We start from the raw sequence: 26,563 nt of genomic DNA on the forward strand, positions 1-26,563 counted from the left end.
TGCAGAGTAAATGAATAAAAAATTATAGCACGGCACACGTGAGAGATGCCGTGTCGTAGCACGGCATGACGGCGGAGGACGTTGCGGCACTACAACCACACCACGTCATTGCGGGCTGGTAAATTACGTCATTGCGGGCTAGACCCGCAATCTATTGCGGTTTACGGCGCAACCTTAAACCTGCGCCCAATCCAGCTGCACTAAATTGCGGGCGGTTTGGTTAAACACAAAGCCTAATAAATAAATAGGCTTACCCGCGTTTGACCAGGCCTGGTGCTTTTGCGCGTACTGTTTATTAATAATTTGCTGTAACGCAGGGTTAGGGGTTTGGGTTTGATAGTCCACCGACTTATCCAACTTAAATTCCATAATAAACAACTGCCCAGCCAGCTTAACGGTTAAATCTACCTGACCGTGGTTAGAGGTGTCTTCGGCGGTAATTTGCGCGTTTAAACTGCTTAAATAGGCAAACATCACCGAGGCATAATACCCCTCGGCCGAATCAATGTCGTTTTTGGTAAAGTTGCGCCACGGAATCGACGCAAACAAAGAGACAATCTCGGTCTGCACCCCCGTAAAATCAGCGGTTTTTAACAACGCCAACAAATTACGCCGGTGCGACCCCACGCTCTCGGTCAATTGGGTGTAGCCGCTTAACAGTTGGCTGTACAACGCCGAGCGCACCTCCCGGTTAGGCACGCGCAAATAAAAGTTAAGCTCTTCCAGCTCATCGACCTCAACCTTATCAATGGTTAAATACCCCGCCTGAAACAACAAGGTAACGGGGTTAATGTTGTCTGTATCAAACGAATCCAAAATGTTTTCAGCGGCTTCCAGGTTTTGTAAATTAGGGATAAAGTATTGGTGCTTTTTAAACAACTTAATTAAAAAGCTAGGATTGCCGGTTTCAAACCAATAATTACCGTAGCGATGCCCCTTATCTATAAACAACAACACATCAAACGGGTTGTAGACTGGCTCACCCAAAAACTGATAGCCGTTGTACCACTCTTTTAATTTAACCCAATCCACGCCCGCCAAATGCTCGGCAAAACTGGTTTGCAAATCGTTTTGCGTGTACCCGCATAATGTGGCAAAACGGCTGTCTAACGTAATGTCGTTAAGCTGGTTTAACCCACTAAACAAACTCACCTTAGAAAACTTAGTCACCCCAGTCATAAACACAAACTGTAAATACGCGTCTTGACCTTTAAGCACCGAATAAACGTTTTTTAACCCCTCACGCACTTGCGCGGATATTTCGGGATTATCAATGTTGTCTAAAATAGGTTTGTCGTATTCGTCTACTAATACCACTACTTTTTGGCCGTATTGGTCGTAGGCTTGTTTAATAAGCTCTTCTAAACAGCCCGACTTATCTTTGGATAAAAACGCGCCGCAATCCAACTTTAAGCGGTTTTGATTGTCTAAAAAGATTTTATAAAGTCGGTCTTCTAATTGCGCGCGGTTTTCTATTACACCGCTGGCAAAATCCAATTTAATCACCGGATAGGTTTTAGACCAATCCCATTTATCGTAAATAAACAGTCCTTCAAACAGCGCTTTATTGCCCTCAAACAACTCTTTAAAGGTGTCTACCAACAAGCTTTTACCAAACCGCCGTGGGCGCGATAAAAAATAACGCGAGGTCTGCTGCACCATTTGCCACACCAAAGGGGTTTTATCAATGTAGATAAAATTGTCGTTGCGCACCGCGCTAAACGTTTGAATACCGATGGGGAGTTTTTTCATGGCCAGACACCTTAAAAGTCTTGTAAAACAAAAGTGTGCAAAATTATAACATGCGCACGGGGCAGATGCCGTGTTGTGGCACGGCATGACCGTGGTTTGTTATTCGTCATTACGGGCTGGTAAATTACGTCATTGCGGGCTGACAAATTACGTCATTGCGGGCTTGACCCGCAATCTATGGCTAAGAACAGCACACAAGGCCGATGCCGTGTCGTGGCACGGCATGACGGAAATGGCAAAGGTGTTGCAAAAAAACAACATAAACAAACTCTGTGGTTTTTTTTACAAAAATAGTTGCACCGCCAAAATCAATCCCCTATAGTTGCCCTCAAGTTCACAAGCGTGAACACTTTTAAAAAAACCAAAAAGGATTTACAACATGAAAAAGAATATTATTGCTCTAGCAATCGCTTCTACTATCGCTGCTCCAGTAGCATTTGCTGATGCTCCTACTGTTTACGGACAAGTTAACATGGCTGTTGAACAAGTTGATTTAGATGAAGCTGGTGTTAAAAGTGATTCAAAATCTGGAACTCAAGTTAACTCACGCGCTTCACGTCTTGGTATCAAAGGTTCTGAAGATTTAGGCAACGGTCTTAAAGCGGTTTACGGTTTAGAATTCCAAGTAAACATTGATACTTCAGATGTTAAAGATTCTACAGAAAATAAATTTAATTCACTAACTGCTCGTAACCAATTTGTTGGTTTGGCTGGTGGATTTGGTACAGTATTAATGGGTCGTCATGATACTCCGTTCAAAATGTCTCAAGGACAAGATTTATTTAACGATTCAGGTTTTGCTGATATCGCTCCTTTGAACGGTTCTTTGGGTGCGTTTAATGCTGGTGGTGAAATCCGCGTTGCTAACACTGTAGCGTATGTTTCTCCTGAATTTGCTGGCGTTAAATTAGCGGCTGCATTTGTTCCTAAAGAAACTGGTGGTGATCAAGCTGAAGAATCTTCATTGTCTGACCTAATGTCTGCAGCGGTAATGTACGGTTCAACCAAAAAAGGATTGTACTTGTCTGCAGCAGTAGATCAAGCATCGGCTGAATACATTGCTAATACTAACAATGACAACATCAATCACCTACGTTTAGTTGCACAGTACGCAACTGGTGGCCTAATGGCTAACGTAATGTACCAAGATTTCTCTGGTGATGCGATTGAAGGATCTGATGCTGAAGGTTCAGCAATCAACGGACAAGTTGGTTACACAATGGGTAAATTCATGCCTAAATTGTCTGTAGCGTCTGTTGATCGTGAAAAGAAATTTGGTTACGAAGATTCAACTAACTACGCTGTTGGTTTAGATTATTCTTTCGGCAAGAAAACAGTAGGTTATGTTGAGTACACTGCACTTGAAAACATCAAAGGCGAAGACAAAACTGATACTAACGTAGTTTCTGTTGGTATGAACCACAAGTTCTAATTACCCGCTGTCGTAAGACAGGGTAAGCAAGCTTGACCTAAAGCCCCGGCCTTAAAACCGGGGCTTTTTTGTGTCTGCGTTTTTTAAACGTAAACCAATCCCCGTCATTGCCGGCCTAACCCGCCCTCACGTCATTGCGGGCTAGACCCGCAATCTATGGCTAAGTACGGCGTTCGTGGCAGATGCCGTGTCGTAGCACGGCATGACGGAAAATGTAGCACGGCATGACGGAAAATGCAGCACGGCATGACGGTGGCAAATTACGTCATTGCGGGCTAGACCCGCCCTCACGTTACTCGCTCCCACGCTCCTGCGTGGTAGCGGTTAGACTGGTTGTTCTGGATAAGATTGGTATGCATTCCCACGCAAGAGCGTGGGAACGAGGGCAAACAAAATAACCAGGCGTTGCTCGTTCCAACCGACCTACAACAACTTACTCGCTCCCACGCTCCTGCGTGGTAGCGGTTAGGCTGATTGTTCTGGATAAGATTGGTATGCATTCCCACGCAAGAGCGTGGGAACGAGGGCAAACAAAACAACCAGGGCTGGTGCTTGTAAGGTGTAAAAGGAAAGGCAATGAACCAACCCATTGAAGTTTTTGAAACAAAAGATGCACAAATTCAGTTGCAGGTATCTTTGCAAGATCAGTCTGTTACTCGCTCCCACGCTCCTGCGTGGTAGCGGTTAGACTGGTTGTTCTGGATAAGATTGGTATGCATTCCCACGCAAGAGCGTGGGAACGAGGGCAAACAAAATAACCAGGCGTTGCTCGTTCCAACCGACCTACAACAACTTACTCGCTCCCACGCTCCTGCGTGGTAGCGGTTAGACTGGTTGTTCTGGATAAGATTGGTATGCATTCCCACGCAAGAGCGTGGGAACGAGGGCAAACAAAATAACCAGGCGTCGTTCCAACCGACCTACAACAACTTACTCGCTCCCACGCTCCTGCGTGGTAGCGGTTAGGCTGATTGTTCTGGATAAGATTGGTATGAATTCCCACGCAAGAGCGTGGGAACGAGGGCAAACAAAACAACCAGGCCTGGTGCTTGTAAGGTGTAAAAGGAAAGGCAATGAACCAACCCATTGAAATTTTTGAAACAAAAGATGCACAAATTCAGTTGCAGGTATCTTTGCAAGATCAGTCTGTGTGGCTTAATCGCCATCAACTTGCGTTGCTGTTTGACCGAGACATAAAAACCATTGGTAAGCACATTGCTAACGTATTTAAAGATGAAGAGTTAGAAAAAATGCAGTTGTCGCAAATTTTGCGACAACTGCCGAGGATGGCAAAACCTATCAAGTTGAGCACTACAACCTAGATGTGATTATCTCCGTTGGTTACCGAGTCAAATCTGCGCGCGGTGTGCAATTTCGTAAATGGGCAACACGGGTATTAAATCAGTATTTGGTGGAAGGCTACGCACTTAACGAAAAACGTTTGCAGGAACGTAATATAGAGTTTGAACAGGCGATTACCCTGTTGTCTTCTACCCTTTCTAATCAGGCATTAGTGAATGCCGATGGGCAAGCCGTATTACACGTTATTAGTGATTACGCACGCAGTTGGTCTTTATTGCAAAATTACGATGAACAAAGCTTTATTGATAATAAAACCGAACAAACCGACATGGTGAGCATTGGTTTAAACGATGCGCTAAAAGCCATCGAAGCCCTTAAAAAAGAATTGATAGTCGTGCAGCGCATTTGTTATATTTTGTGATTAAAAACCACCCGTTAGCGGATGGTAATAAACGCTCTGGGTCGTTATTATTTTTGTGGTATTTACGTTTAAACCAACACTTTTTGGCCAAACCCGTCGAACAGTTAATTAACGATAATACGCTGGTAGCTTTGGCGCTATTAGTTGCTGAAAGCAAGCCAGATCAAAAAGAACTGATGATTCGCTTAATTGAGCATTTTGTACTTTTAAAGTAAATATCTTAAATACCACCAGGCCTGGTCACATTAGATTTACCGCAAACCAAATCCAATTCCACGTCATTGCGGGCTTGACCCGCAATCTATCTATGGCTAAGTACGGCACAGATGGCAGATGCCGTGTCGTAGCACGGCATGACGGTGGAGGACGTTGCGGCACTACAACCACACCACGTCATTGCGGGCTGGTAAATTACGTCATTGCGGGCTAGACCCGCAATCTATGGCTAAGTACGGCGCAACCTTAAACCTGCGCCCAATCCAACTGCACTAAATTGCGGGCGGTTTGGTTAAACACAAAGCCTAATAAATAAATAGGCTTACCTGCGTTTGACCAGGCCTGGTGCTTTTGCGCGTACTGTTTATTAATGATTTGCTGTAACGCAGGGTTAGGGGTTTGGGCTTGGTAATCCACCGACTTATCCAACTTAAACTCCATAATAAACAACTGCCCAGCCAGCTTAACGGTTAAATCTACCTGGCCATGGTTGCTAGTATCTTCGGCGGTAATTTGCGCGTTTAAACTGCTTAAATAGGCAAACATTACCGAGGCATAATACCCCTCGGCCGAATCCATGTCGTTTTTGGTAAAGTTGCGCCACGGAATCGACGCAAACAAGCTTTGAATGTGCGCGGTTAAGGCGGTAAAGTCGGCAGCTTCAAACGCATCAAATAAATTGTCTTGGTGGCCAAGTCGATATTGCCCCGGCGTTTGAGTGTAAAGATCAACCAGTTGATCGGCCAACGACAACTTAACTTCTTTATTAGGCATGTCTAAGTGATAACGCAGGCGATCGCGTTTTTCGGTGACCTGTTTAATGGTTAAATAACCCGCTTGGTACAGCAAGGTAATGGGGTTAATGGCTTCAATTTCAAACGAATCCAAAATTTCTTCACCCACCTCAATGCCTTCTAGGTCGGGCAAAAAGTAACGCTCTTTTCTAAACAGCTTTAGCAAAAAGCTGGGGCTACCGGTTTCAAACCAATAATTGCGATACGTTTGGTGATTGGCAATAAACAACAACACATCAAACGGGTTGTACACCGGCTCACCCAAAAACTGATAACCGTTGTACCACTCTTTAAGCTTGTCCCAATTTACCCCCGCAAGATGCTCGGCAAAACTGGTTTGCAAATCGTTTTGAGTGTACCCGCACAGGGTCGCAAAATCTCTGGACAAGGTAATGTCTTGCAGTTGGTTTAACCCACTAAATAAACTCACCTTAGAAAACTTAGTCACCCCAGTCATAAACACAAACTGTAAATACGCGTCTTGACCTTTAAGCACCGAATAAACGTTTTTTAACCCCTCACGCACTTGCGCGGATATTTCGGGATTATCTATGTTGTCTAAAATAGGTTTGTCGTATTCGTCTACTAATACCACTACTTTTTGGCCGTATTTTTCAGCTGCACTTACAATTAACTGCATTAAACAACCAGCCGGATCGGCTAAATTAAAGTGTTGGCATTCAATGTTTAAACGGCGCTGATTTTCGGCCAATAGGTTGTAAATGGTTTGATCCAACCCGGCGCGACTTTCAATAACGCCATTGGCAAAATCCAATTTAATCACTGGATAGGTTTTAGACCAATCCCATTTATCGTAAATAAACAGTCCTTCAAATAGCGCTTTATTGCCCTCAAATAACTCTTTAAAGGTGTCTACCAACAAGCTTTTACCAAAGCGACGCGGGCGCGATAAAAAATAACGCGACGGCTGCTGCACCATTTGCCACACCAATGGGGTTTTATCAATGTAGATAAAATTGTCGTTGCGCACCGCGCTAAACGTTTGCACACCGATGGGGAGTTTTTTCATGGCCAGACACCTTAAAAGTCTTGTAAAACAACAGAAAACAGAAGGATTAAAATTATAGCACGCACACAAGGCAGATGCCGTGTCGTAGCACGGCATGACGGAAATAGGGTTTGGCATTACATATAAAACAAAGCAACCAGGCCTGGTTACATTGGTTTTACCCCAAAAACCCCCCGCCATTGCGGGCTGGCAAATTACGTCATTGCGGGCTTGACCCGCAATCTATGGCTAAGAACGGCACACAAGGCAGATGCCGTGTTGTAGCACGGCATGACGGTGATTTGTTACGATGGTTTTTCACTCGCTCCCACGCTCCTGCGTGGTAGCGGTTAGACTGGTTAATCTGGTTAAGATTGATTTGTTACGATGGTTTTTTGCGTTAATAACTGTGTGAAAAGCTGTCTAACGGGTTGTTAAACGGGGTGTGGGTTTCGGATGGTTGGTTGTCGTTTAACGGAGCAGTTTGCGGCTCTTGTGGATTGGCTAAGGTTGCATTGGTTTTAGTGGACTGGGTTTGTTTTAATAACACTAAAGCATGCGCCGAAGGATAGCCATCGGCGGGTAGGTTGTTGGCCACTTGAAACGCTCGTAAAGCGTTGCGCGTTTTGGTGCCGGCAATGCCGTCGGGTTCGCCGGCTGGATAACCTTGTTGATTAAGCAAAGTTTGTATTTGGCGCATGTCGTCTAGGCTTAAACGCACGTCGTCAGCCGGTTTGGTTTTAGACAGGGCGGGTTGGCCAGCAATACGGTCGGCCAAATGGCCAACGGCCAGGGCGTATTTGTCGGCGTTGTTCCAGCGTTTAATAATTTTAAAGTTGTCGTACACTAAAAAAGCCGGGCCGCGATAGTCGCTGGGCAGTACCAAGCGTGCTTGGATGTTTTGCGCGTTGGGTTGGCCACTAAGCGTTTGACCATTGACCGATTTTAAGTCCAAGGCGTGCCATTGCGCCAAACTACGAGTGGTTTTACCGTCAGCTTGTGCGTAGTTAAAGTTTTGAGGTAGGGTCACTTCTGTTCCCCAGTGTTGGTTTTGGAGCCAGCCTAGATGCTGCAAAAAATTTCCGGCCGAATGCAAGGCATCGGGTAGGCTGTCCCATAGATTTATCTTGCCATCGCCGTCACCGTCAACCGCATATTTAACGTAGTTTGAAGGCATAAATTGCACGTGTCCCATCGCACCGGCCCAAGAGCCTTTCATTTGCGATAAGGCGACGTCGCCCCGGTTTAAAATAAGCAGGGCGTTAAGCAGTTCGTTGGTAAAAAAGCCGCTGCGTCGTGGGTCAAATGCCAAGGTGGCTAACGATTCAATAATGGGCTGACTGCCGGTAAAACGGCCATAGTTAGTTTCCATGCCCCAAAACGCGAGCAATACAGTCTGTGGAACACCGTATTTTTGAGTCACTTGGTTAAGCAGGGCTTGGTGGTTTTTAAGTTGAATTTGACCGTTTTCAATGCGCCCAGAGCTTACGGCACGCTCAAAGTATTCCCAAAATGTGCTGATAAATTCGGGCTGTTTGCGATCGGATTCTAAAATTTTTGGGTTCAGTTTTACATCCGCAAACGCCAAATTTAACGTGTCTTGAGAAATTCCCGCTTGGCGTGCTTGCACTTTAAACCCGGTTAACCACGCCGCAAACTCGGCTTGCGTGGGCAGTTGCTCTTGCTTGGCCGCATTGCTTGGGTTAGTTTGAGCCGCGGCCAGCGCGCTGTGCGCTAACAGTGGCAGTGTTAAGCTTAACGCCAAGACATTACGCAAAAACACACCAAAAAATGCGCGCGTGGCGTTTAGTTTTAAGATGCGTTTAAAAGCAGGGTTTAAAACCGGATTGACAGTAGAAATGGTCATAATGAGGCTGAGCGTCTTTGGTAAATAAGAAAGAGAACAGCATTCTACACAAACTGCGTTTAAATTAAACCCACTTTTAGATGACCAGGCCTGGTCAGAGTGTTTAGGTTAATAATGGCAACGAGTAATGTCTGTTAAATAAGTTCTACTTTGAGTTGTTTGCCAAGAACCTTCACATTAGCCATTGCCACGTCCAGCCCTTTAATGGCGCACTATTTTAGCTAAACCCAAGATTGCTTTGCATTCTTTGCAATGGTTGGGGGGTAAAACAGTTAAAATTGCGCTTTGGTTTTTTGTGCGCGTTTGTGCAGCGGTTTTTATTAAATGAATGACAATGGATAACATTATGTTGAAGTGTTTTGCTACCTCGCCCGGTGGATTAAGTGAGTTATTGCGTGAAGAATTAATGGCGCTGGGCGCCACCAATGTTAAGGCGCAACCTCGCGGCGTGAGTTTTGAAGGCGCTTTAGAAACCGCTTATCGCGCGTGCTTGTGGTCGCGTTTGGCCAACCGCGTGTTTGTGACGGTGTTAGAAGCCGAGCTCGAAACCCAAGACGATTTATCGCCCCAAGTGGCGAACGTTAACTGGAGCGCGCACATGAGCGCGAGCAGTACGTTTTCGGTGTCGTTTTCGGGTAAGGGCATGGGCATTGAGCACAGTCATTACGGCGCGCTTAAAATCAAAGACGGCATCGTTGATTATTTTAGAGAACTGGACAACACCCGTCCGTCGGTGGACGCCGAGTATCCCGATTTGCGGGTACACGGTCACTTAAACCGCAATCAATTGACAGTAAGTATTGATTTAACCGGCTACAGCTTGCACCAACGTGGTTACCGCGAAGGCGAGCAAGTGCGCGCGCCGCTTAAAGAAAACGTGGCGGCGGCGTTATTAATGCGCGCCGGTTGGCCCGAAATTGCCAAACAAGGCGGCAGTTTGTACGACCCTATGTGTGGGTCGGGCACGTTTTTAATTGAGGCGGCTATGATGGCGTCCGACTTAGCACCAGGCCTGTTTAAGTCTAATTTAATGGCCTTAAACACCTGGAAAATGCACGATAAAACCTTGTGGGATTCGTTGGTGGTCGAGGCCGAAGCGCGAGAAGCCGAAGGACTGCGTAATTTACCGGCCATTTACGGTTCGGATTCGTCTAATAAATCGTTAGACATTGCCTACGATGCCATTGCCAGCGCGGGTTACAGTGATGCCATTGAAATTAAACAAATGACCGTTGAACAAGGTCGTCGTTGGGGCGATTGGAAACCAGGCCTGGTCATTTGTAATCCGCCGTATGGCGAACGTTTGGGCGATTTAGAAAGCGTTAAGGTTATTTATGGGGCGTTGGGACACTATTTAAAAACCGAATTTGACGGGTGGTTGGCCGCGATTTTAACCTGCAACCCCGAACTGGGCATGTATTTGGGCATTAAAGCCAAACGCAGTCATCCGTTTTTAAACGGTGCTATGGAATGTAAGCTGTTTAGATTTGAGTTAATTGAAGAGTTTCATCGTCAACCCTCGGTAAAAGGCGGCGCGAGCTTAGCCGAAGAGGTGCAGCACGCTCTGCCGCATATGGCGCAAACCGAAGGGGCAAAAATGTTTGCCAATCGGGTGCGTAAAAATTTAAAAACCGTGTCCAAGTGGGCGGCTTCGCAAAAAATTAACGCTTACCGCGTGTACGACGCCGACATGCCCGAATACGCTTTGGCTTTAGATTTATACCACACCGAAGACGGTGGCGATTGGTTGGTGGTAAACGAATACGCCGCGCCCAAAACCATCGAGCGCGGCAAGGCCAAAAAACGTTTGCACGAAGCCATGTCGGTGTTGCCCGATGTGTTTTCCATGCCGGCTGAGCACATTATTTTTAAAGTGCGTGAGCGCCAAAAAGGCACGGCACAATACGAAAAAATGGACGAAAACAAACACTTTTTTACGGTCATAGAAAACGCCACCAAAGTGCGCGTTAACTTTACCGACTATTTAGACACCGGCCTGTTTTTAGACCACCGATTGGTGCGCGCCTTAGTGGCCGAAAAGTCGCGTCGTAAAACCCTGTTAAACCTATTTTGTTACACCGCCACCGCTACCGCGCAAGCCGCAGTACAGGGGGCAAAAAGCAGTTTAAGTGTCGACATGTCCAAAACCTATTTGTACTGGGCTAAACACAATTTAATGAACAATAAAATCGATGAAAACAAACATGTGCTTAAACAAGCCGATGTGTTGGACTGGTTGGCCACCGAAAGCCAAGCGCCCAGCCAAACGTTTGATGTGATTTTTTAGACCCGCCGTCGTTTTCAACCAGCAAACGCATGGAAGGCACGTTGGATATTCAGCGGGATCACGTTGGGTTAATTGAGCAAACCCTTAAACTGCTCAACCCTGGTGGGGAATTGGTGTTTTCAAACAACTTACGCAAGTTTAAGCTCGAAGCCGAGGCGTTTGCCGACTGGGATATTACTAACATTACCCAACAAACCATGCCCAAAGATTACGAGCGTAACAGCAAGATTCACCAGGCCTGGGTGTTTAAAAAACACACAGGAGCCGCATTAGCCGCGCCTGATTTGCAAGCACAGTAGAGCCATATTTATGTATAAACTATTTGGGTTACGGGTGGACGAAACGCTAGAAATAAACCGGCATCAAAGCTATTTGCTTGAGCAAAAAGCGGCGTTTATGACCGAGTTTACCGCCTGGTTTGCTCAGCACGACATGGCGCAATCACATTATACACCGCTGTTAAATGACGGCGTGTATGAGGCATTTGTTAACAACGACGACCAAGATGGGTTTTACAGTGTACTGTATTATCAAGCGTTGGCGTGGCACGCTAAAGATTTTAGTTTAAGCCGGGTACTGCTGATTTTGTCCGAATGTCGGCAGTTGTTTGTGTTGATGAGTGAGCGTAAAAACAATCATCGGTTGGCCAAAGCATTGTGTCGCATGATTGATGTGGCGCAGCTTATTGTGTCTAACGTGTATCAAATGCACGAAACCTTACAACATTTAAAAGCCAAATCTCAGTCCGAAGTGCAATGCATGCGCCGTTCGTTTCAGCTTATTTCGGCGCAAGTACCTGAAGAATTAGTGCAAGCCTTTATTGACCATCAAAACTGGAAAATTAGAGCGTTTTCATGCGCTTTGGGCGAAATAGACGACGGCGATTTTCCGTATTCTACCCACGAATGTTTGCTTGGAAAGTGGTTAAACAGCGGAGGTTTTGCGCGGATTCCAGAGCACGAATTAAAGGGGTTTGAAGCCGCTCACGAGCAAGTGCATCGCTTGGGTTTTTTGGCGTTAAACGAGGTTAAAATGCGCCATCCTGAGCGCATTGTTGATTTTTAAGTGAGATGGAGCTGGCCTCGGACGAGGTGTGCAGGGTGTTGCACGACCGCATTGACGAAGAGTTTGTGCGCGCCGCCAGTTTAGATGCCTTAACCGGTTTACCCAATCGTAGTGCCTTTGACGCGGCCTTTACCAATACCTTGGCATTTGCCAAACGCCACGAATTTTGGGCGGGGTTAATTTTATTAGACATCGACTTTTTTAAAACCATTAATGACGATTATGGGCATTTGGCCGGCGATGCGGTGTTGATAAACCTGGCTGAGGTGCTGTTAGACACTCTGCGTTTAGAAGACCATGTGTACCGCTGGGGCGGTGAAGAATTTGCCATTTTGGCGTTGGATAAAACGTCCGACGGCATTGAAAACTTAGCGCAACGTATTTGTACCCGCGTGGCCGAACACGCGTTTAAACTGCGCGGTGCGCCTTTAATTAAGCTTACGGTTAGTTGCGGTGCGGTTAGTTTTGCGTGCGAACAAACCTTAACGCCTTCAGAACGCCTAAACCTAGTAGACGTGCAGTTGTATCAGGCCAAAGCCAATGGGCGTAATCAGGTGTGTTACCAACGTGTGTAAATAACGCCCGTTGACGTTCATTTACTTGATATACATTAAGTTTTGCAGACGTGATGGTTTGTGAAATGAAAGCCCCTAGATTACGCTAATCGTCTTTAAAACACTTTAAACACAGATAAAAACAAGCGGAGCGCTAAACCACACATGACACAGCCTACAACACAGCACATGGAACAAAAAATTCAATTTGATGAAGCGCTCATCAAACGCTACAACCAGTCGGGGCCACGTTACACATCGTATCCGACGGCTTTGCAATTTGATGAGGCGTTTGGTGAGACCGACTACCAACAAGCGTGCGCCCGCAGTAATCAAACGGGGCGCGGTTTATCGCTGTATTTTCACATTCCATTTTGCGATACCGTGTGCTTTTTTTGCGCCTGCAACAAAGTTTGGACGCGTGACCGCTCTAAAACCACGCCCTATTTAGAGCGCCTGTTTAAAGAAATTGAACTGCAAGCGGCTTTGTTTGACCCCAGCCGAAAAGTCGAGCAACTGCACTGGGGCGGTGGCACGCCAACGTTTATTAACAACGACGAGATGCAAGCCTTAATGGCCAAAACGCGCCAACATTTTAATTTGTATGACGACGACTCGGGCGAGTACTCGATTGAAATTGATCCGCGTGAGGCCAATCGTCAATCGGTTAAGTTGTTGCGTCAGTTGGGCTTTAATCGCATGAGTTTGGGGGTGCAAGATTTTGACCCCGTGGTGCAAAAAGCGGTAAATCGCATTCAAACCCAAGCCGAAACCTTTGAGGTGTTGGAAGGCGCGCGTGAGGCGGGTTTTTTATCGGTGAATGTCGATTTAATTTACGGCCTACCGCACCAAACCGAACGCAGTTTTATGCGTACGCTTGACCAAGTCATTGATGCACAACCCGATCGGTTTTCGATTTTTAACTACGCCCACATGCCCGCGATGTTTCCCACACAAAAGAAAATGAACGAGGCCGATATGCCGTCTGCCGATGAAAAATTGGCCATATTGCAAGCGTCAACTGAGCGCCTATTGCAAGCAGGCTACGTCTACATTGGCATGGATCACTTTGCTAAACCCGACGATGAACTCGCCGTGGCGCAACGTAATGAAACCTTGTATCGCAATTTTCAGGGGTATTCGACTCATGCGGAATGCGATTTGGTGGGAATGGGGGCGACCTCAATTTCGCTCATCAACAACACTTACGCGCAAAATCGCAAAGGGCTAGACGACTATTATCACGCCATTGACGCCGGGCATTTAGCCGTGTTTAGAGGCGTGGCGCTCACCGAAGACGACGAGCTGCGCCGCGACGTTATTACCCGTTTGATTAGCCACTTTCACCTCAATTTTGCCAAACTAAACGCACAATGGAATATCGAATTTAACGAATATTTTGCCCCCGAACTGGTGCGCCTACAACCCATGATAAACGACGGCCTAATCACCCTTGACGACCACGACATTTACGTAAGCGCAAAAGGCCGCTTGCTCATCAGAAACATCTGCATGGTGTTTGACGCCTACCTAAAAAGCGATGCACTAAATCGGTTTTCAAAGGTTATTTAACGATTAGCGTTGTTGGCGCAAAAAACATAAAACAGCATAAAACCGCGTTGGTCAGGCCTGGTCAACGCGGTTTTGTTTTGTGTGTTTCAGCCATTTCTTACCAAGCACAACCAGGTTTTTCCTTGTTGTTGGGCGTGGGTGTAGCGGGTTTTTAGGGGTTGGGGTAAGGTGTGGGAATTGTGTGGTAGATAGCCGTTTTGCAGGTAAAAGTTATGTAAGTGCGGCGGGGCAAACGCGATAATTTTCTTTGATGGCTGGGTGTTTTGTGGCTGGAGTTGCTCGTTAAAAGCAAAGTGCAACAGCGCGCTGGCTAGGCCTTGTCCACGGCAGTCAGGGGCAATAAACAAACCGCGTAGCCAAAACACATTAGAAGAGTTGTTGGGTAATGCGTTAGGTAATGCGTTAGCCTCTTGGTTGTTCTCATTGCGATTGTCTGTGTCTAAATCGTGTTTGCTTATGTTTTCTAGGCGGACTAATCGCAATGCGCCCGCAAGATGGTGTGCCTGTTTGACCCAAACGACAATATCGTTTTGTTGTGGCGCACTTTGTTGGTGTTGCTTAAAAAAGTGTTTAAGCGCAAAGTGCTCGTTTTGCTTTGACCAGGCCTGGTCAGAGTAAAATTGGGGTTTTTGAGTGTCTGCTTGATTGTTTAATTTACCGTTTGATTTACCGTTTTTTAAGGTCATTTTTTATCGATGTCTCGAATCATTTGTTTACAGTGTCAGCGGCCGCAAAGCGTTTGCGTATGCGATTGGATTACCCCTATTGCGAATGTTGTAGAGGTGGGGGTTTTTCAACATCCAACCGAGGCCATGCAAGTAAAAGGCACGGCCAAATTGGTGGCGTTGTCGTTAAGCCAGGTGCAGCTTTGGGTGGGCGAACGTTTAAGCGACGTGCCCGAACTGGAGGCGTGGTTGGATTGCGCCCAGCAGCAACATAAAACGGTGCTGTTGCTTTATCCTCCGACCGAAACGTCCGTTGAAACCCCAAGCCAACCCACGCAGCCGCTGATTAATATCGCCGATTTGTGTGGATTGACGCAGGCGCAACTGAGTCAGTTGTGCGTGTTGGTGTTGGACGGCACGTGGCGTAAAACGCATAAAATGCTCTGTTTAAATCCGCGTTTGGCCGCCCTTACGCGTCTGCAAATTGAGCCTAATACACCGTCTAACTACCGCATTCGCAAACAAAAAAATGCTCAAAGCTTGTCTACCGTCGAGGCAGTGGTGCAGGTTTTATCTACTTTAGAAAACGCCCCACAACGCTATACGCCGTTGTTGCAAGCGTTTAACGCCATGGTGCAACAGCAATGGCAGTTTAGGGTGCGTTAGCAGGGTTTATAAGCAACGTTTATAAGCAACCTAAATTCGCTTTGACCAGGCCTGGTCTTATTTTTTCTTAGAATTTGTATGGCTGGACGTGCTCTTTTCGGTTTCGTCGCCCATCGCTTCGCGGAGTTTTTGAAGATGAACAGGTTGGAGATGGAAAAGTTAAAGCCCATTCCAATCAGCACGCCAATAATTAACGCCAAAATGGTTTTGTCTTCAAAAAACGGTACGTAGGTGGTTAGGGTGTAGTAGGTGCCGTAGTTCACCGCAAAGCCTATCAGCGAGCTGGATACAAACGCGCCCCATTGGGTTTTTTTGGCGGTTTTTTCGCGGTGGCTAAAGGTGATGATGCGGTTGAGCATCCAGTTCCAGGTAACGGCGGGCCAAAACGACAGGGCGCGTGCCGTGGTGTGCGATAGCCCGGCCATTTGCAGCAGTAAATAAAACAGCAAATCGACAATAAAACCACTGCTGCCGACCAGCGCAAACTGAATAAACTCCGCTTTGGTTTGAAATTTGTACTGGTACAAACGGCGCAAGTGGCGCAGGTATTTAAGTTGCTCGCCCAAGGTGAGTTTGGATTCGCCGTGCACGCGGTCTACAAAGTGAATGGGCACTTCTGAGACCTTATCAAAGTCGCCTTTTACCATCACCTCTAAGGCGATTTTATAGCCAATTGGCGATAAACGGGCACTTTCGGGCATGTCGGCGGTACGCACGGCAAAAAATCCCGACATGGGGTCTTTGACCTTGGTAAGCGGCAAGGCGGGCAAGGTGGCCACCGCCGAGTTGATGTAACGCCACAGCGTCCAACTGTCGTCAATGCTGCCGCCTTCGACGTAGCGTGAGCCGAGGACAAAATCGCTTTCGCGGCTTTTAAGCTGGCGCACCATCTCAACAATGGCGCTGGCGGGGTGGGATAAATCGGCGTCCATAACCACAATGTAATCGCCTTGGGCGTTTTCAAAGCCTTCTATCACCGCGGGCGAAAGCCCTCGGTTTTGGGTGCGAGTGATGATGCGAATAGGGTGGTGTTGCGCAAGACTGGCGACCAGTTCGACCGAGCCGTCTTGCGAATGGTCATCCATAATTAAGATTTCGTAGCTGTGCCCGTGGCCTTGAAGAGCGCTGGCAATCATCTCGCTTAATGGGGTAAGGTTTTTAACCTCTTGGTAAGTGGGGACAATAATCGAAATATCGGGGCGGTGGTCGTTGTGCGTGGACGTCATCTAATCAGGCCTGGTAGAGTGTGAATGGTGGCTATTATCGCTAATATTATGGCCGTTGAAGTGTTTTGTTCAATCTGAGGCCTTTGCATGAGTGAGGTGCGAGAAAAAAATGAGATAAAATTTGTCTGATTGAGGCGAAAAACGCAGTGAATAGCTGGCTATTCGCAAGGTTTTCAACAAAAATCAGGTAAATTTTAGCCATTTTTTACCGTGCCTTGACTCGTGCAAGGGTCTCAATCTGTTTGCCTAGGCGAATAAACCGCGCCTCGACCCAGTGGTTTAGCCATAACGAGAGGTACAGCGTAAACCCCACCGCCAGCGTAAACACCAGCGGCACGTGCCAAAAACTCACGGCTGCAATGTGTTTGGGTTCAACCGTGCCCAGCACCAAAAACCAGGCAATGGCCACAAACGGAAAATGAAAAAAATACATAGGGTACGCCAGCTCGGACAATAAGCGCCAAATGCGCCAGTGGGTGAGGGATGGGCGGGTGCTATGGTTGGTGAGGTGTGTGGCGGGTCGCGCACTAAAATGCGTCAGCAGTATTAACGCTAAAATAATGGCGGCAAACAGCGCGCGGTGCAGGGTAATTAAGGTTAAGTTAAGCCATTCGTTAAAGTATTGGTAGTACACCGCTTGTGGGTTGTAGACCGGAAACAGCATTAACGCATACAGCATGGCCAGCCCCAATACCCATAATGCGCTGCGCGGTATTAAACCTAGGCGGATGGGGCGGCGTGCTGGGTTATTAAGCGGATAGTTAAATACCAGTACCGCCCACAACACACCCAGCAACAGCGGAGTAATGCGGGTTTGAATCACGTAATAGAGCGTGTCCATGTACAATTTTGGGTCTACGCCAAACGCAAATTGATACCAATGCGTTTGGTAGGTAAGCGGATGGTGCCAAGCCGCCCAAAACCGCACGACAATCGACAGTGCAATTAACCCCATAAGCCAGCGTATTGGGTGATTGGCGCGGGCTAAAAACAGCATTAAAAACGGCAGAATGAGATAAAACTGTACCTCAATCGACAAACTCCACTGTACGGGAATAATGCCTTTGGCAAAGATGTTTTCTATAAATAACAGGCTGTACCAACCTTGCGTGAGCAGTTTGCTGGGGTCGGCTAGACCGTACAGCAACAGCGCCACTAAAAACAGCGGGTAGAGCCTAAAAAACGGTGCAGGTAAAAGCGTTTTACGTCAATTTTGCCGTATTTGTGGTGTACTTTTAACAGGGCGGTGCCCAGTAAAAAGGTGCTGAGCATAAAAAAAACATCGACCGCTTTGTCGCCGCCCAGTAAAAAATCAGCGCGGTGGGAATGTCGGCAATAAAGTGATTGAGCTTGTCGATGTCTTTTTTAAAGACAAAAAACACGGCAAAAAACACGTGAAACAAAATAACCGCTAACACGCTTAGGCCTTTTAAAAAATCGACCACCGCAAATTCTTTTGGCGGTTGTGCCAAAATCACCTTGGCCAACGCAATGGGACGCGTGATGGGGGTGAGTAATTTGGCCAACAAGCCTTGCGCGGTGGTTACGGTGGTTAAGGCGGTCATGGCGTATTGAGTGTTGACGTTTTGAGTGCTCTGGGTGCGAGTGTCTCAGAGGTCTGAGTGAGCGCGGGTTTTAACAAGTTAAAACAGTGGTAGAAATAATAGCTCACCACAATGGCGCCATTCACTTTCATGTCTTGGGTTTGCCGTAGCTCACAGCGTTCAAAATGGTGGGCTTGATTGGTTTTGGGTGGCACAGGCTCGTAATGGGGCACCACTAAAAGACCGTTGCTGCCGGGTGCGGGCGGGTTAAACCAGTAGTCGTATTGGGTGGCGCGCACGTCGGTTAAGTACACCGGTTGAGGCCTGGCGTACCAAGCCAAATGACTGGCAACACTCCAGTTAGACACAAACAGCGGCAGCTCGGCCGGGTTTTGAGCCAGTTGCGCTTGCAAGGTCAGTGCGGTTTGAGTGGCCTGTGGCCAGCCGTAGTCGCCTTGAATGGGATTTTGGTGATCTTTAAAGGCCAACCATGGACTAAACAATAGGCTGTGTGCCACCAGTACCAAGGTAAAACTCACCACCAGATGCACGCTGACTAAAGGCTTTAGCCATTTTTTGGTCTGCATTTGCCATAGGCTGTGCACCACAATGGGAATCAGCAGCAGCCACGCCAGTGACAACCAGTGCGGCAAACTTTTTTCGTAACCCGAACCCCAGGCAAATAAAAGGGTAATGGGTAAACTGAACAGCAACAGCAAGCGTGGGGCAAAGGTTTGATAATGTTTAAGGCGCAACATCGCCCACCAACCCAACAAAAACAGCAACGGGGTGTAGGTAATAAATTGGGTGGCTTGCGTTTGCATTAGGCGACTTAACCGCCATTGGCTTGCCCCCGTGCCGTGATTTATTTGGTATAAAATGGACGCCCAATCGTGCGTGGCGTTCCAATACAGAATGGGTGAAATCATCAACAACGCCGTAGCAATGGCCAACCATAGGCCTTTTTGCGTGAGCCAATCTAAGCGTTTTTGCACCAACATCACCGCCAACAACGACACCACTAAGGTGACGGCGGTGTATTTAGACAGCGCGGCCAATCCCACCAATGCACCCAGTAACACCCAATACCGTAACGGCGCTTGGGTGTGTTTAAGCAGTTTAATCACTACCAGTATTAAGGCCAACACAATCACCATTAACGGATTGTCGGGCAACATGGCCATGCCCATCAGCGCCAAAATAAGCGTGCTGTTAAGCAATGCCAAACTCCAAAACCCCAGCCAGTGTTGCGATCCGATACCTGACCAGGCCTGGTCAAGGTTTGCATTGGCTGTATTGATGGTATCAGTTGCTTGACCAAATAAGGTAAGCGTTAACCTATACAGCAACGCGTTTAACGCGACATACAATCCAATGGGCACCAGTCGGGCGCTCCAATCGTAAGGGGCAAGCCACATAGGAATGATTTGCAGCCAGCCCACCATGGGAGGGTGGTCGTAATAACTCCAGTCGGGATGCAGGCCGTACAGTGCGTAATGTGCCTCGTCGCCCCCCAGCTCGGCGTAAAACGCCACAATAAAATGCAGCAGTGTCATGAATCCCACCAACCCTACGCTGGCGCGTGCTGGGGTTAGGCTGCTTAGGTAGGTTTTAAAAGTGGGCAGGTTCATGTTTGCGGCCGGCATTATAATTTGAGTTTTTTAAAGATAAATTCGGGAATGTTGCGAATTATAAGCATAATGCCCGCCCAAAAAAACGGCGTGTACAGCGTGTGTTTGCGTTGGTTAATGGCGCGCACAATGGCCTTGGCCACCTGATCTGGGCTGGCCCACAACGCGCCTTTTTTAAATTGGGCGGTCATGGGGGTGTCTACAAACCCGGGTTTAATGTCTAACACATTCACGCCACTGGGGCTTAAACGGTTGCGTAAGCCCTGCAAAAAGGTCGATACCATGCTTTTGGCCGCGCCGTACACGTAGTTGGATTGACGCCCTCGGTCACCGGCTACGCTGGTAATGACCGCCAGTGTGCCGCTTTGTTGTTGTTCTAACCGATTGGCCAAATTGCTTAATAACGCCACGGTGCTGATGGCGTTGGTGGTAATCTCATTTAGCAGTAAGGCAACGTCGTGTTGACAGGCAATTTGATTGGGCAGGGTGCCGTGGGCAATCAGCGCAATGTCCAGCGTGCCCAGGGTGTCAAACACTTGGTTTAACACGGCTTGGTGTGCGTCAAAATCGTTAACGTTAAAAGTGGCAACATGCACCGCAGTGGCCCCGCGCACTGTGGCGTCGTTGGCAATGTCTTGCAAACGCTCGGTGTTGCGGCCGAGCAAGTAAAGTGTGGCATGTTTGTCGGCGTAACGGCGAATAACGGCCAGTGCTATGGCCGAAGTGGCGCCAATAACAAGAATATTTTTCATGGTTGTCTCATTTTTGTGTTTTGTGTGGTGTGAGTAACTTACAGCTTTAAGACCTAAAATCTTAGATTATTTATCTTTTAGGGTTGGAACGCTTTGGTTGGGATACTCAATTAAGACAGCATTTGCATTAACGTATCGTGCCATTGGCTCAAAGGGATTTCTCCCATTTTATTTTTTAAGCGTTTTTTATCTACCGTTCGAACTTGGTCTAGGAGAATTCGCCCTTTTTTGTCATTAAAAATGACCTCTGGTCGACAGCCTAACGCCTGACTTTTTGATGTAATCGGCGCAATAATGACGCGTGGTAAGATACGATTCATATCGTCTGGAGAAATAATTAAACAAGGGCGGGTTTTTTTAATCTCGGTGCCAATCGTTGGATCCAATTCTACCCAGTAAACTTCACCCCTGGCTACCATTGCCAATCTTCTTGTTCACTTTCTAAGTCTTTCATCTCTGATAAAGGCTCAATATCTTTCTCGGGGTTGTAATGATCAAACCACCCTTTTCTAGGCGTATTAGATGGCTTTAAAAGTAGTACACCATCTTGAACTTCCATTTCAACTTCATTGTCTATATGAAGTTGCTCAATGATTGAAGATGGAATGATAATTCCACGGGAATTGCCAATTTTGCGAAGTGTTGTTTGCATAGACAGCTCCAAAGTAATAACAATGTTAAAACAAATTCTAACTCAATTAAAAAGGTTAAACAAGGTTTTGCTCATTTTTCCCCAGCCATATTGTGCGCAGAACCAATGCCATTGAAATTTAGACAGATTTTAAAATTCCAACCTCAAATTGACAAGCCTTAAAGCCTTAAAGCCTCAAAGTCCTAAGCGTTGTGATTGCAACGATTGAAACGCGTCAAGCGCGCCATAATGCGCACGCACGTTTTGAAAGTCGTGCCAGTTTGGGTAACTTTGTTTAAAGGTTTGTTCGGACATGCGCGCGTCTTTGGTTAAGTAAATTCGGCCACCAAAATCGAGCACCATGCGGTCTAACTCGGTTAAAAAACTGAGCAACGTCGCATCCATTTTAAAATCTAGGGCCAAGGTGTAACCGCGCATAGGAAAACTCAAATAGTTGGCGTTGCCTGCGCCAAACGCTTTTAACACCGCCAAAAACGAACCTCGTTTGGAGTGGGCTATTTTGGTTAAGATCAAGGTTAAGGCTTCTAGGCCAGCGGCGTGCGGTATCACAAATTGATATTGGCAAAATCCGGCTTTGCCGTACAGCTTGTTCCACTGTTTAATGCCGTCCAGCGGGTAAAAAAACGGCTGATAATGCACCGTATCTTGGCTGTGTGCGCCACGCGTTTTATGGTAATACAGCTGATTAAACAGTTTAACGCTGAACGGATTAAGCGCAAAGCCGGGCGCGTAAAATGGCACGCTTAATGCCCCGGCTTTGTGCGCCAAGAGTGCGTTTTGTGTGCGATTAGAATGCGGCAGAACTTGCTGGTCAGCGTCTTGGTCAGCGTGTTCACCCAGCATTAACAGCGAGCGCCCAAGTTGCGCACCACTGGCCAAGCAGTCAATCCAGGCTACCGAGTAGGTGGCGTGTTGGTGCGCGTCAAACAGCGCTAAGGTGTCGCTTAAATTGGCGGTTTTAAAGGTGGTTTGGGTAATGTACGCGCTGCTTATGCGGCGCATTGCAAAGCGTGCGGCCACAATAACCCCCGTTAATCCCATGCCGCCACAGGTGGCCAAAAACAGTTCACGGTGTTGCTGGGGTGAGCATTCTAAGTGTTCGCCCGACGCCAAACACACGGTTAGGCTAAGCAGATGATCGCTAAAACTGCCTTCTAAATGATGGTTTTTACCGTGCACGTCGCTGGCAATAGCGCCGCCTACGGTAATAAATTTGGTGCCGGGAGTAACCGGCAAAAACCAGCCTTGGGGTACAAAGCGGCTTAAAATTTCGTCAAAGGTGACCCCCGCTTGGCACGCTAAAATGCCGCTTTGTGCGTCAAAACTTTGGTAGTGGTTAAGGCTTTGGGTGTCGAGTATGCAGGGGGCAAGCGAGCTGTCGCCATAACTGCGACCCATGCCGCGCGCAATAATCGGTCGCATGGGTTGGGCATTTTGCGCGGCTTGGAGAGAGCTGGATAGCGCATCCAAGCTGTGCGGTTGCAGTCGTTGTGCGGTTATTGTAGGAAAGTTACCCCAGCCGCTTTCTGCGTTTAACGTGCCTAGGTTTAAAGAAGGGGTGGGCGCGCTCATTTAAAAACAAACCGTTTATCAAGTTGGTATTTAACGTAATAGCCAATGGTTAAGCCAATCACTCCGCCCAAATAGCGCATCTCTTTGGTTTGAAACAGCGCGTCAAATCCCAGTTCAAAGCCCCAAAAAATCAGCGTGGTGGCCAAGCCCATTACGGTGTATAGGGTAAAGGTTTTAGAGTTGTGTTGCAGAGTGTGGGTTTGGTATTTAAAAATATAGCGTTTGTCTAAGGCGTATTTAAGCACCAGCCCAACCGCCGTACCCACCAAAATAGCGAGGCTAATGGCGTACAGCCCAAAGTACATGTGCACAAACAGCTCTTGTGCGCCAATGTTGGCTGCGGTGGCGATTAGGGCAAAAATCGTGTACATTATGGCTATTTTTGTGCCTGTCATCGGGTGGGTTTCTAGGTGGGTTTTCAGATTAATTCACTGTTTATTAGGGTTAAAAATTTTATGGATTCTACCACTTCTAGTCAGGCTAATAAATCGGTTTTGCTGGGTTTACTTAAGTTAATGCGCCCGCGTCAGTGGATTAAAAACGGTTTTGTGTTTGCGCCCTTGTTGTTTGCCGGACAGTTTTTAGAGTGGAATGCGCTCACGCAAACCCTGTTGGCGTTTGTGTTGTTTAGCGTGGCTTCGTCGGCCACTTATGTGGTAAACGATTTAAAAGACATTGAGGCCGACCGCTTGCACCCTATCAAGGCGGTTAAACGACCGTTGGCGTCGGGTCAAGTTTTGCCCGGTCAGGCCAAGGGGTTGTTGGTGGGCTTGTACGCGGTATTGTCGGTGGGGTTTTGGCTGCAACCGGCGGTAATGGCGGTGATTGTCGCCTATTTATTGTTAAATGTGGCGTACAGCTACAAGCTTAAACATCTGCCGGTGGTGGATATTTTTACCATTGCCATTGGCTTTGTCTTGCGAGTGTACGCCGGCGCTATGGCGCTGGCGGTGCCGTTGTCGTCGTGGATGTTTGTCACCACTTTATGTTTGGCGCTGTATTTGGCGGCGTTAAAGCGTCGGCAAGAGCTGCTGCAAACGGGTTTAAGTGGGCGCAAAGTGCTCAAGCAATATTCGGTGGCGTTGGTGGAGCGGTACGCCGAAATTTCGGCCACCGGCGCATTGTTGTTTTACAGCCTGTTTGTGATGAACAGCCGCCCCGATTTGGTGTTGACGATTCCGTTTGTGCTGTTTGGATTTTTTAGATATTGGTACGTGGTGGAGTTTACCGCCGAGGGTGAATCGCCCACCGATGCGTTACTGGCCGACTGGCCATTGCAAGCCACCATGGTGGCGTGGGTGGGTGTGTGCGTCTGGGCGCTTTGGCCAGTTGCCGCACCGCTTTAGGTTAGCCGCGTTAAGTTAGCATTCGTTTAGCATTCGTTTAAATAAGACCTTTGCAGGGGTAGAGTAACCATGGAATTAACCGTTGATTTAAGTTATGCACTCACGCCCTTTTTGGCTTGGTTGGTGGCCGGCATAAGCAAGTTTTTAATAAACAGTGCGCGCGCCAAACAGTGGGCTTTTGGTTTGATTGGATACGGCGGCATGCCCAGCAACCACAGCGCGATTGTGTCTAGTATGGCGGCGTTAATTGCCTTTAAAGAAGGGATTGAACACCCCGCGTTTGGGGTGGCGTTGGCGTTGGCGTTTATTGTGATGCTGGACGCGAGCAGTTTGCGTCGCCAAGTGGGTAAGCACGCAACCGCTATAAACACCATGATGTTGCGCAGCGCGCACATCACCCAAACCACTCAAAGTACCTTGTTACCTATCTTGCGTGAGCGCATGGGACACACGCCGTTTGAAATTTTAGGCGGCGTTCTCACGGGCGTGTTGGTGGCCTACGGCGTCAACTTGGGCATGCCTTTGCTTATGGCCGTGGTGTAATGCAAATTTTAAAAGGTGATTTTGCCGCCCATTTGTCTTTACACGATAAAGTCTTGTTGGTGGCGTTTGTGCTGCTTAAAGTGTTGCTGGTGGTGGCGTTGCCGTTGACGGGCGATGAGGCGTATTTTATTGGCTGGGGGCAAAATCTGGCCAGTGGGTATTACGACCATCCGCCCGCTGTGGGCTGGGTGTTATTTGGGTTAAGCACCTTGGCCGACAATCTGTATTGGTATCGCAGTTTTGCGTTGTTTACCTCGGTCGTGGTGGCGTATGTATTGTACAAACTGGTGCGGTTAAATCACAGCGTATCACCAGTGGTAGCGTTTTACGTGGGCTTAGTGTTTTTTGTGTCCCCGGTGTCGCTTATGTTTGTGCTTACCGCCAACGACACGGTGTTGGTGTTGTTTGGCCTGGTGGGCGGCTACTTTTTTGCCCGCACTGTTTTGCCCGATTCGCTTAATTCTCCCCAATCTTCTGATGTTCTTAACTCGTTTAAAACCTTAACGCTGTGGCCGATATTGGCGGGGCTTTTTTTAGGCATGGCGTTTTTGTCTAAATATTTTGCTGCGTTTGTTTTGCTGGGCTTGTTGTTGTGGACGTTTAGCCATTACAAAACCGTACCGTGGCGACGTGTAACGCTCATGGTGCTGATTGTGCTGGGGTTTGTGGTGCAAAACCTGTACTTTAACGCGACGCAATGCTGGAACAATATTCTGTTTAACTTTTTTTCACGCACAGCACAAAGCGCGTTTTCGTGGACAGATTTAGTAAGCAATGTGGCGCTGTATGGGCTTATGTTGGTATTTATGCTGTCGCCTTTGGGCGTGGTGTATTGGGTTAAAACTTTTAAAAACAGCCGCCACAAGAAGAGCCCCCAAAACAGTCTGCTAGAAAGCAGTTCTTTGAACTTACCAGGCCTGGTCAATCGCCCAAAACCTTTTTTAATGCGGTTTCAACCTTGGCATTGTACGCCAGTGTGCCGTTGTTGTTGGTGTTGCTGGTGGTGAGTTTTTCGCATCAAATTGGCTTGCATTGGCCGCTGATTGCGGTGGCGTGGTTGTTTGTGTTGTTCAGCATTTTGCCGGTACAAAAACTGGTGGTGTTGTATCGTTTTAACGCTTACAGCGCGTTGCTGTTGGGAGTGATGTTGCTGGCGGCGTTAGGATTTGTGGATAAGATAGTGCCCGAGTCACAACGCGCGCAAATTGCTCTGTACACTCAGCCGCAGGCGTTGTGCCCGCAATTGCCACAGAGTAGGTTTTTTACGTTAGATTACAGCAGTCAATCGGCCTTGGCGTACCACTGCCAAAACGATGCGGTACATGTGTTTGCCAGCACCTCAAAATTTGGCCGAGAAGACGATAAATGGGTCGATTTTAAAGCGCTTAATCAGCAAAACTTAACCATTTTAATCACGCAGAAAAAAGAGCTTACCAAGTTGGCCGCGTTTTTTAGTCAGCTTGAGATAAAAGAGTTGCCCATGCCCAAGCACGCAGATTCAACGCATTTAACGCCCATCTATTATTTGGTGACGGGCATTGGGTTTGATTACGCGGCTTACAAACAGGCCATTTTACAGCCGGTAGCCACAAAATATTACACCGCACCTGACTGGTTTCCTAAAACGGTTTGCCCGTTTAAAGCGCACTATGATTTGCTTTAATGTCTGCTTTAATGCCTGTCTTAATGCCTGCT

Annotated in this window: 25 protein-coding genes and 2 pseudogenes; 14 read left to right on the plus strand and 13 right to left on the minus strand. The window is 47.4% G+C overall.

The annotated features are described in order from the left end of the window. Nucleotides 1-174: 174 nt before the first annotated feature. Entirely contained in the window at nucleotides 175-1,752 is a 1,578-nt protein-coding gene (locus EP181_RS02080; RefSeq protein WP_127470184.1) for an ATP-binding protein, read from the minus strand. Between the two features lie 379 nt (nucleotides 1,753-2,131). Here EP181_RS02080 and EP181_RS02085 point away from each other — a divergent pair, with 379 nt between their 5' ends. The 4 genes and pseudogenes from EP181_RS02085 to EP181_RS12015 all read left to right on the plus strand — a co-directional run bounded on the left by EP181_RS02085 (nucleotide 2,132) and on the right by EP181_RS12015 (nucleotide 5,122). Then, on the plus strand, nucleotides 2,132-3,184 hold the full coding sequence (locus tag EP181_RS02085; RefSeq protein WP_127470185.1) for a porin: 1,053 nt from the start codon (nucleotides 2,132-2,134) through the stop codon (nucleotides 3,182-3,184). A gap of 1,073 nt (nucleotides 3,185-4,257) precedes the next feature. After that, entirely contained in the window at nucleotides 4,258-4,506 is a 249-nt protein-coding gene (locus EP181_RS12005) for a virulence RhuM family protein (RefSeq protein ID WP_197723387.1), read from the plus strand. After that, nucleotides 4,497-4,907 (plus strand): annotated as a pseudogene (gene rhuM / locus EP181_RS12010) (RhuM family protein); the annotation flags it as partial. The gene EP181_RS12005 and the pseudogene rhuM, both read left to right, overlap by 10 nt. Then, nucleotides 4,904-5,122: a hypothetical protein gene (locus tag EP181_RS12015; RefSeq protein ID WP_197723388.1), complete on the plus strand. Its 219-nt coding sequence runs from the start codon at nucleotides 4,904-4,906 to the stop codon at nucleotides 5,120-5,122. The pseudogene rhuM and the gene EP181_RS12015, both read left to right, overlap by 4 nt. Before the next feature lie 247 nt (nucleotides 5,123-5,369). On the opposite strand, the gene EP181_RS02095 is transcribed toward EP181_RS12015, so the two are convergent. After that, a complete protein-coding gene (locus tag EP181_RS02095; RefSeq protein ID WP_127470186.1) occupies nucleotides 5,370-6,947 on the minus strand; it encodes an ATP-binding protein in 1,578 nt (525 codons plus the stop codon). 379 nt (nucleotides 6,948-7,326) lie between these two features. After that, nucleotides 7,327-8,793 (minus strand): lytic murein transglycosylase, encoded by a 1,467-nt coding sequence (locus EP181_RS02100; protein WP_127470187.1) that lies wholly within the window; start codon nucleotides 8,791-8,793, stop codon nucleotides 7,327-7,329. 334 nt (nucleotides 8,794-9,127) lie between these two features. Between EP181_RS02100 and rlmKL the strand changes: the two genes are divergently transcribed. The 5 genes from rlmKL (at nucleotide 9,128) to hemN (ending at nucleotide 14,271) form a co-directional block, all read left to right on the plus strand. After that, on the plus strand, nucleotides 9,128-11,080 hold the full coding sequence (gene rlmKL / locus EP181_RS02105; protein WP_232023480.1) for a bifunctional 23S rRNA (guanine(2069)-N(7))-methyltransferase RlmK/23S rRNA (guanine(2445)-N(2))-methyltransferase RlmL: 1,953 nt from the start codon (nucleotides 9,128-9,130) through the stop codon (nucleotides 11,078-11,080). A 29-nt stretch (nucleotides 11,081-11,109) separates the two neighbouring features. Beyond that, complete coding sequence (locus tag EP181_RS12175) at nucleotides 11,110-11,379, plus strand: hypothetical protein (protein WP_232023481.1); 270 nt, start codon at nucleotides 11,110-11,112, stop codon at nucleotides 11,377-11,379. Between the two features lie 10 nt (nucleotides 11,380-11,389). Then, nucleotides 11,390-12,145 carry a CZB domain-containing protein gene (locus EP181_RS02110; protein ID WP_127470188.1) on the plus strand — a complete coding sequence of 252 codons (756 nt, stop codon included), beginning with the start codon at nucleotides 11,390-11,392 and terminating at the stop codon, nucleotides 12,143-12,145. Nucleotides 12,146-12,150: 5 nt separating this feature from the next. After that, nucleotides 12,151-12,720 carry a GGDEF domain-containing protein gene (locus tag EP181_RS02115; protein WP_127470189.1) on the plus strand — a complete coding sequence of 190 codons (570 nt, stop codon included), beginning with the start codon at nucleotides 12,151-12,153 and terminating at the stop codon, nucleotides 12,718-12,720. A 168-nt stretch (nucleotides 12,721-12,888) separates the two neighbouring features. Next, nucleotides 12,889-14,271, plus strand: a complete 1,383-nt coding sequence (gene hemN / locus EP181_RS02120; protein WP_127471734.1) for an oxygen-independent coproporphyrinogen III oxidase — start codon at nucleotides 12,889-12,891, stop codon at nucleotides 14,269-14,271. A gap of 86 nt (nucleotides 14,272-14,357) precedes the next feature. On the opposite strand, the gene EP181_RS02125 is transcribed toward hemN, so the two are convergent. Further along, the gene (locus tag EP181_RS02125) at nucleotides 14,358-14,957 is read right to left on the minus strand and encodes a GNAT family N-acetyltransferase (protein WP_127470190.1); all 600 of its coding nucleotides are present in this window, start codon (nucleotides 14,955-14,957) and stop codon (nucleotides 14,358-14,360) included. 9 nt (nucleotides 14,958-14,966) lie between these two features. Here EP181_RS02125 and EP181_RS02130 point away from each other — a divergent pair, with 9 nt between their 5' ends. After that, nucleotides 14,967-15,602, plus strand: a complete 636-nt coding sequence (locus EP181_RS02130) for a tRNA-uridine aminocarboxypropyltransferase (protein WP_127470191.1) — start codon at nucleotides 14,967-14,969, stop codon at nucleotides 15,600-15,602. Here the strand turns inward: EP181_RS02130 and EP181_RS02135 are convergent. The 9 genes and pseudogenes from EP181_RS02135 to EP181_RS02175 form a co-directional block, all read right to left on the minus strand. Then, nucleotides 15,599-16,828: a glycosyltransferase gene (locus EP181_RS02135; protein ID WP_127470192.1), complete on the minus strand. Its 1,230-nt coding sequence runs from the start codon at nucleotides 16,826-16,828 to the stop codon at nucleotides 15,599-15,601. The two genes, EP181_RS02130 and EP181_RS02135, sit on opposite strands and share 4 nt — an antisense overlap. Nucleotides 16,829-17,033: 205 nt before the next feature. Further along, nucleotides 17,034-17,999 (minus strand): annotated as a pseudogene (locus EP181_RS02140) (acyltransferase family protein); the annotation flags it as partial. Between the two features lie 64 nt (nucleotides 18,000-18,063). After that, nucleotides 18,064-18,393 (minus strand): hypothetical protein, encoded by a 330-nt coding sequence (locus EP181_RS02145; RefSeq protein ID WP_127470194.1) that lies wholly within the window; start codon nucleotides 18,391-18,393, stop codon nucleotides 18,064-18,066. Next, entirely contained in the window at nucleotides 18,390-20,003 is a 1,614-nt protein-coding gene (locus EP181_RS02150; protein WP_172959666.1) for an ArnT family glycosyltransferase, read from the minus strand. The genes EP181_RS02145 and EP181_RS02150 overlap by 4 nt, the downstream gene beginning before the upstream one ends. A 14-nt stretch (nucleotides 20,004-20,017) precedes the next feature. Then, nucleotides 20,018-20,755: an SDR family oxidoreductase gene (locus EP181_RS02155; RefSeq protein WP_127470196.1), complete on the minus strand. Its 738-nt coding sequence runs from the start codon at nucleotides 20,753-20,755 to the stop codon at nucleotides 20,018-20,020. 110 nt (nucleotides 20,756-20,865) lie between these two features. Then, nucleotides 20,866-21,174 carry a type II toxin-antitoxin system PemK/MazF family toxin gene (locus EP181_RS02160; RefSeq protein WP_127470197.1) on the minus strand — a complete coding sequence of 103 codons (309 nt, stop codon included), beginning with the start codon at nucleotides 21,172-21,174 and terminating at the stop codon, nucleotides 20,866-20,868. After that, nucleotides 21,168-21,407 carry an AbrB/MazE/SpoVT family DNA-binding domain-containing protein gene (locus tag EP181_RS02165; protein ID WP_127470198.1) on the minus strand — a complete coding sequence of 80 codons (240 nt, stop codon included), beginning with the start codon at nucleotides 21,405-21,407 and terminating at the stop codon, nucleotides 21,168-21,170. The genes EP181_RS02160 and EP181_RS02165 overlap by 7 nt, the downstream gene beginning before the upstream one ends. Nucleotides 21,408-21,581: 174 nt before the next feature. Next, on the minus strand, nucleotides 21,582-22,979 hold the full coding sequence (locus EP181_RS02170; protein WP_127470199.1) for an FAD-binding oxidoreductase: 1,398 nt from the start codon (nucleotides 22,977-22,979) through the stop codon (nucleotides 21,582-21,584). After that, nucleotides 22,976-23,374 (minus strand): GtrA family protein, encoded by a 399-nt coding sequence (locus EP181_RS02175; protein ID WP_127470200.1) that lies wholly within the window; start codon nucleotides 23,372-23,374, stop codon nucleotides 22,976-22,978. Before EP181_RS02175 ends, EP181_RS02170 begins: the two co-directional genes overlap by 4 nt. A gap of 60 nt (nucleotides 23,375-23,434) precedes the next feature. On the opposite strand from EP181_RS02175, the gene EP181_RS02180 reads away from it, so the two are divergent. From EP181_RS02180 to EP181_RS02195, 4 genes are all read left to right on the plus strand, one after another. Then, nucleotides 23,435-24,325 (plus strand): decaprenyl-phosphate phosphoribosyltransferase, encoded by an 891-nt coding sequence (locus tag EP181_RS02180; protein ID WP_127470201.1) that lies wholly within the window; start codon nucleotides 23,435-23,437, stop codon nucleotides 24,323-24,325. 69 nt (nucleotides 24,326-24,394) lie between these two features. Then, nucleotides 24,395-24,868: a divergent PAP2 family protein gene (locus tag EP181_RS02185; protein ID WP_127470202.1), complete on the plus strand. Its 474-nt coding sequence runs from the start codon at nucleotides 24,395-24,397 to the stop codon at nucleotides 24,866-24,868. Continuing rightward, the gene (locus EP181_RS02190; protein ID WP_127470203.1) at nucleotides 24,868-25,875 is read left to right on the plus strand and encodes an ArnT family glycosyltransferase; all 1,008 of its coding nucleotides are present in this window, start codon (nucleotides 24,868-24,870) and stop codon (nucleotides 25,873-25,875) included. The genes EP181_RS02185 and EP181_RS02190 overlap by 1 nt, the downstream gene beginning before the upstream one ends. Continuing rightward, on the plus strand, nucleotides 25,827-26,531 hold the full coding sequence (locus EP181_RS02195) for a hypothetical protein (RefSeq protein WP_127470204.1): 705 nt from the start codon (nucleotides 25,827-25,829) through the stop codon (nucleotides 26,529-26,531). The genes EP181_RS02190 and EP181_RS02195 overlap by 49 nt, the downstream gene beginning before the upstream one ends. Nucleotides 26,532-26,563 lie beyond the last annotated feature (32 nt).

This window comes from Thiomicrorhabdus aquaedulcis, assembly GCF_004001325.1.
In the GTDB taxonomy this organism is placed as follows: domain Bacteria; phylum Pseudomonadota; class Gammaproteobacteria; order Thiomicrospirales; family Thiomicrospiraceae; genus Thiomicrorhabdus; species Thiomicrorhabdus aquaedulcis.

Coding starts and splice junctions, on each gene's coding strand:
- EP181_RS02160 (WP_127470197.1), bottom strand. CDS start 21,174: ATGGTAGCCAGGGGTGAAGTTTACTGGGTAGAATTGGATCCAACGATT.
- EP181_RS02170 (WP_127470199.1), bottom strand. CDS start 22,979: ATGAGCGCGCCCACCCCTTCTTTAAACCTAGGCACGTTAAACGCAGAA.
- EP181_RS02185 (WP_127470202.1), top strand. CDS start 24,395: ATGGAATTAACCGTTGATTTAAGTTATGCACTCACGCCCTTTTTGGCT.
- EP181_RS02130 (WP_127470191.1), top strand. CDS start 14,967: ATGTCTCGAATCATTTGTTTACAGTGTCAGCGGCCGCAAAGCGTTTGC.
- EP181_RS02095 (WP_127470186.1), bottom strand. CDS start 6,947: ATGAAAAAACTCCCCATCGGTGTGCAAACGTTTAGCGCGGTGCGCAAC.
- EP181_RS02085 (WP_127470185.1), top strand. CDS start 2,132: ATGAAAAAGAATATTATTGCTCTAGCAATCGCTTCTACTATCGCTGCT.
- EP181_RS02145 (WP_127470194.1), bottom strand. CDS start 18,393: ATGACCGCCTTAACCACCGTAACCACCGCGCAAGGCTTGTTGGCCAAA.
- EP181_RS02125 (WP_127470190.1), bottom strand. CDS start 14,957: ATGACCTTAAAAAACGGTAAATCAAACGGTAAATTAAACAATCAAGCA.
- EP181_RS02165 (WP_127470198.1), bottom strand. CDS start 21,407: ATGCAAACAACACTTCGCAAAATTGGCAATTCCCGTGGAATTATCATT.
- EP181_RS02175 (WP_127470200.1), bottom strand. CDS start 23,374: ATGACAGGCACAAAAATAGCCATAATGTACACGATTTTTGCCCTAATC.
- EP181_RS02155 (WP_127470196.1), bottom strand. CDS start 20,755: ATGAAAAATATTCTTGTTATTGGCGCCACTTCGGCCATAGCACTGGCC.
- EP181_RS02190 (WP_127470203.1), top strand. CDS start 24,868: ATGCAAATTTTAAAAGGTGATTTTGCCGCCCATTTGTCTTTACACGAT.
- EP181_RS12175 (WP_232023481.1), top strand. CDS start 11,110: ATGGAAGGCACGTTGGATATTCAGCGGGATCACGTTGGGTTAATTGAG.
- EP181_RS02180 (WP_127470201.1), top strand. CDS start 23,435: ATGGATTCTACCACTTCTAGTCAGGCTAATAAATCGGTTTTGCTGGGT.
- EP181_RS02150 (WP_172959666.1), bottom strand. CDS start 20,003: ATGAACCTGCCCACTTTTAAAACCTACCTAAGCAGCCTAACCCCAGCA.
- EP181_RS12005 (WP_197723387.1), top strand. CDS start 4,258: ATGAACCAACCCATTGAAATTTTTGAAACAAAAGATGCACAAATTCAG.
- EP181_RS02115 (WP_127470189.1), top strand. CDS start 12,151: ATGGAGCTGGCCTCGGACGAGGTGTGCAGGGTGTTGCACGACCGCATT.
- rlmKL (WP_232023480.1), top strand. CDS start 9,128: ATGGATAACATTATGTTGAAGTGTTTTGCTACCTCGCCCGGTGGATTA.
- EP181_RS02080 (WP_127470184.1), bottom strand. CDS start 1,752: ATGAAAAAACTCCCCATCGGTATTCAAACGTTTAGCGCGGTGCGCAAC.
- EP181_RS02100 (WP_127470187.1), bottom strand. CDS start 8,793: ATGACCATTTCTACTGTCAATCCGGTTTTAAACCCTGCTTTTAAACGC.
- hemN (WP_127471734.1), top strand. CDS start 12,889: ATGGAACAAAAAATTCAATTTGATGAAGCGCTCATCAAACGCTACAAC.
- EP181_RS02135 (WP_127470192.1), bottom strand. CDS start 16,828: ATGACGTCCACGCACAACGACCACCGCCCCGATATTTCGATTATTGTC.
- EP181_RS02110 (WP_127470188.1), top strand. CDS start 11,390: ATGTATAAACTATTTGGGTTACGGGTGGACGAAACGCTAGAAATAAAC.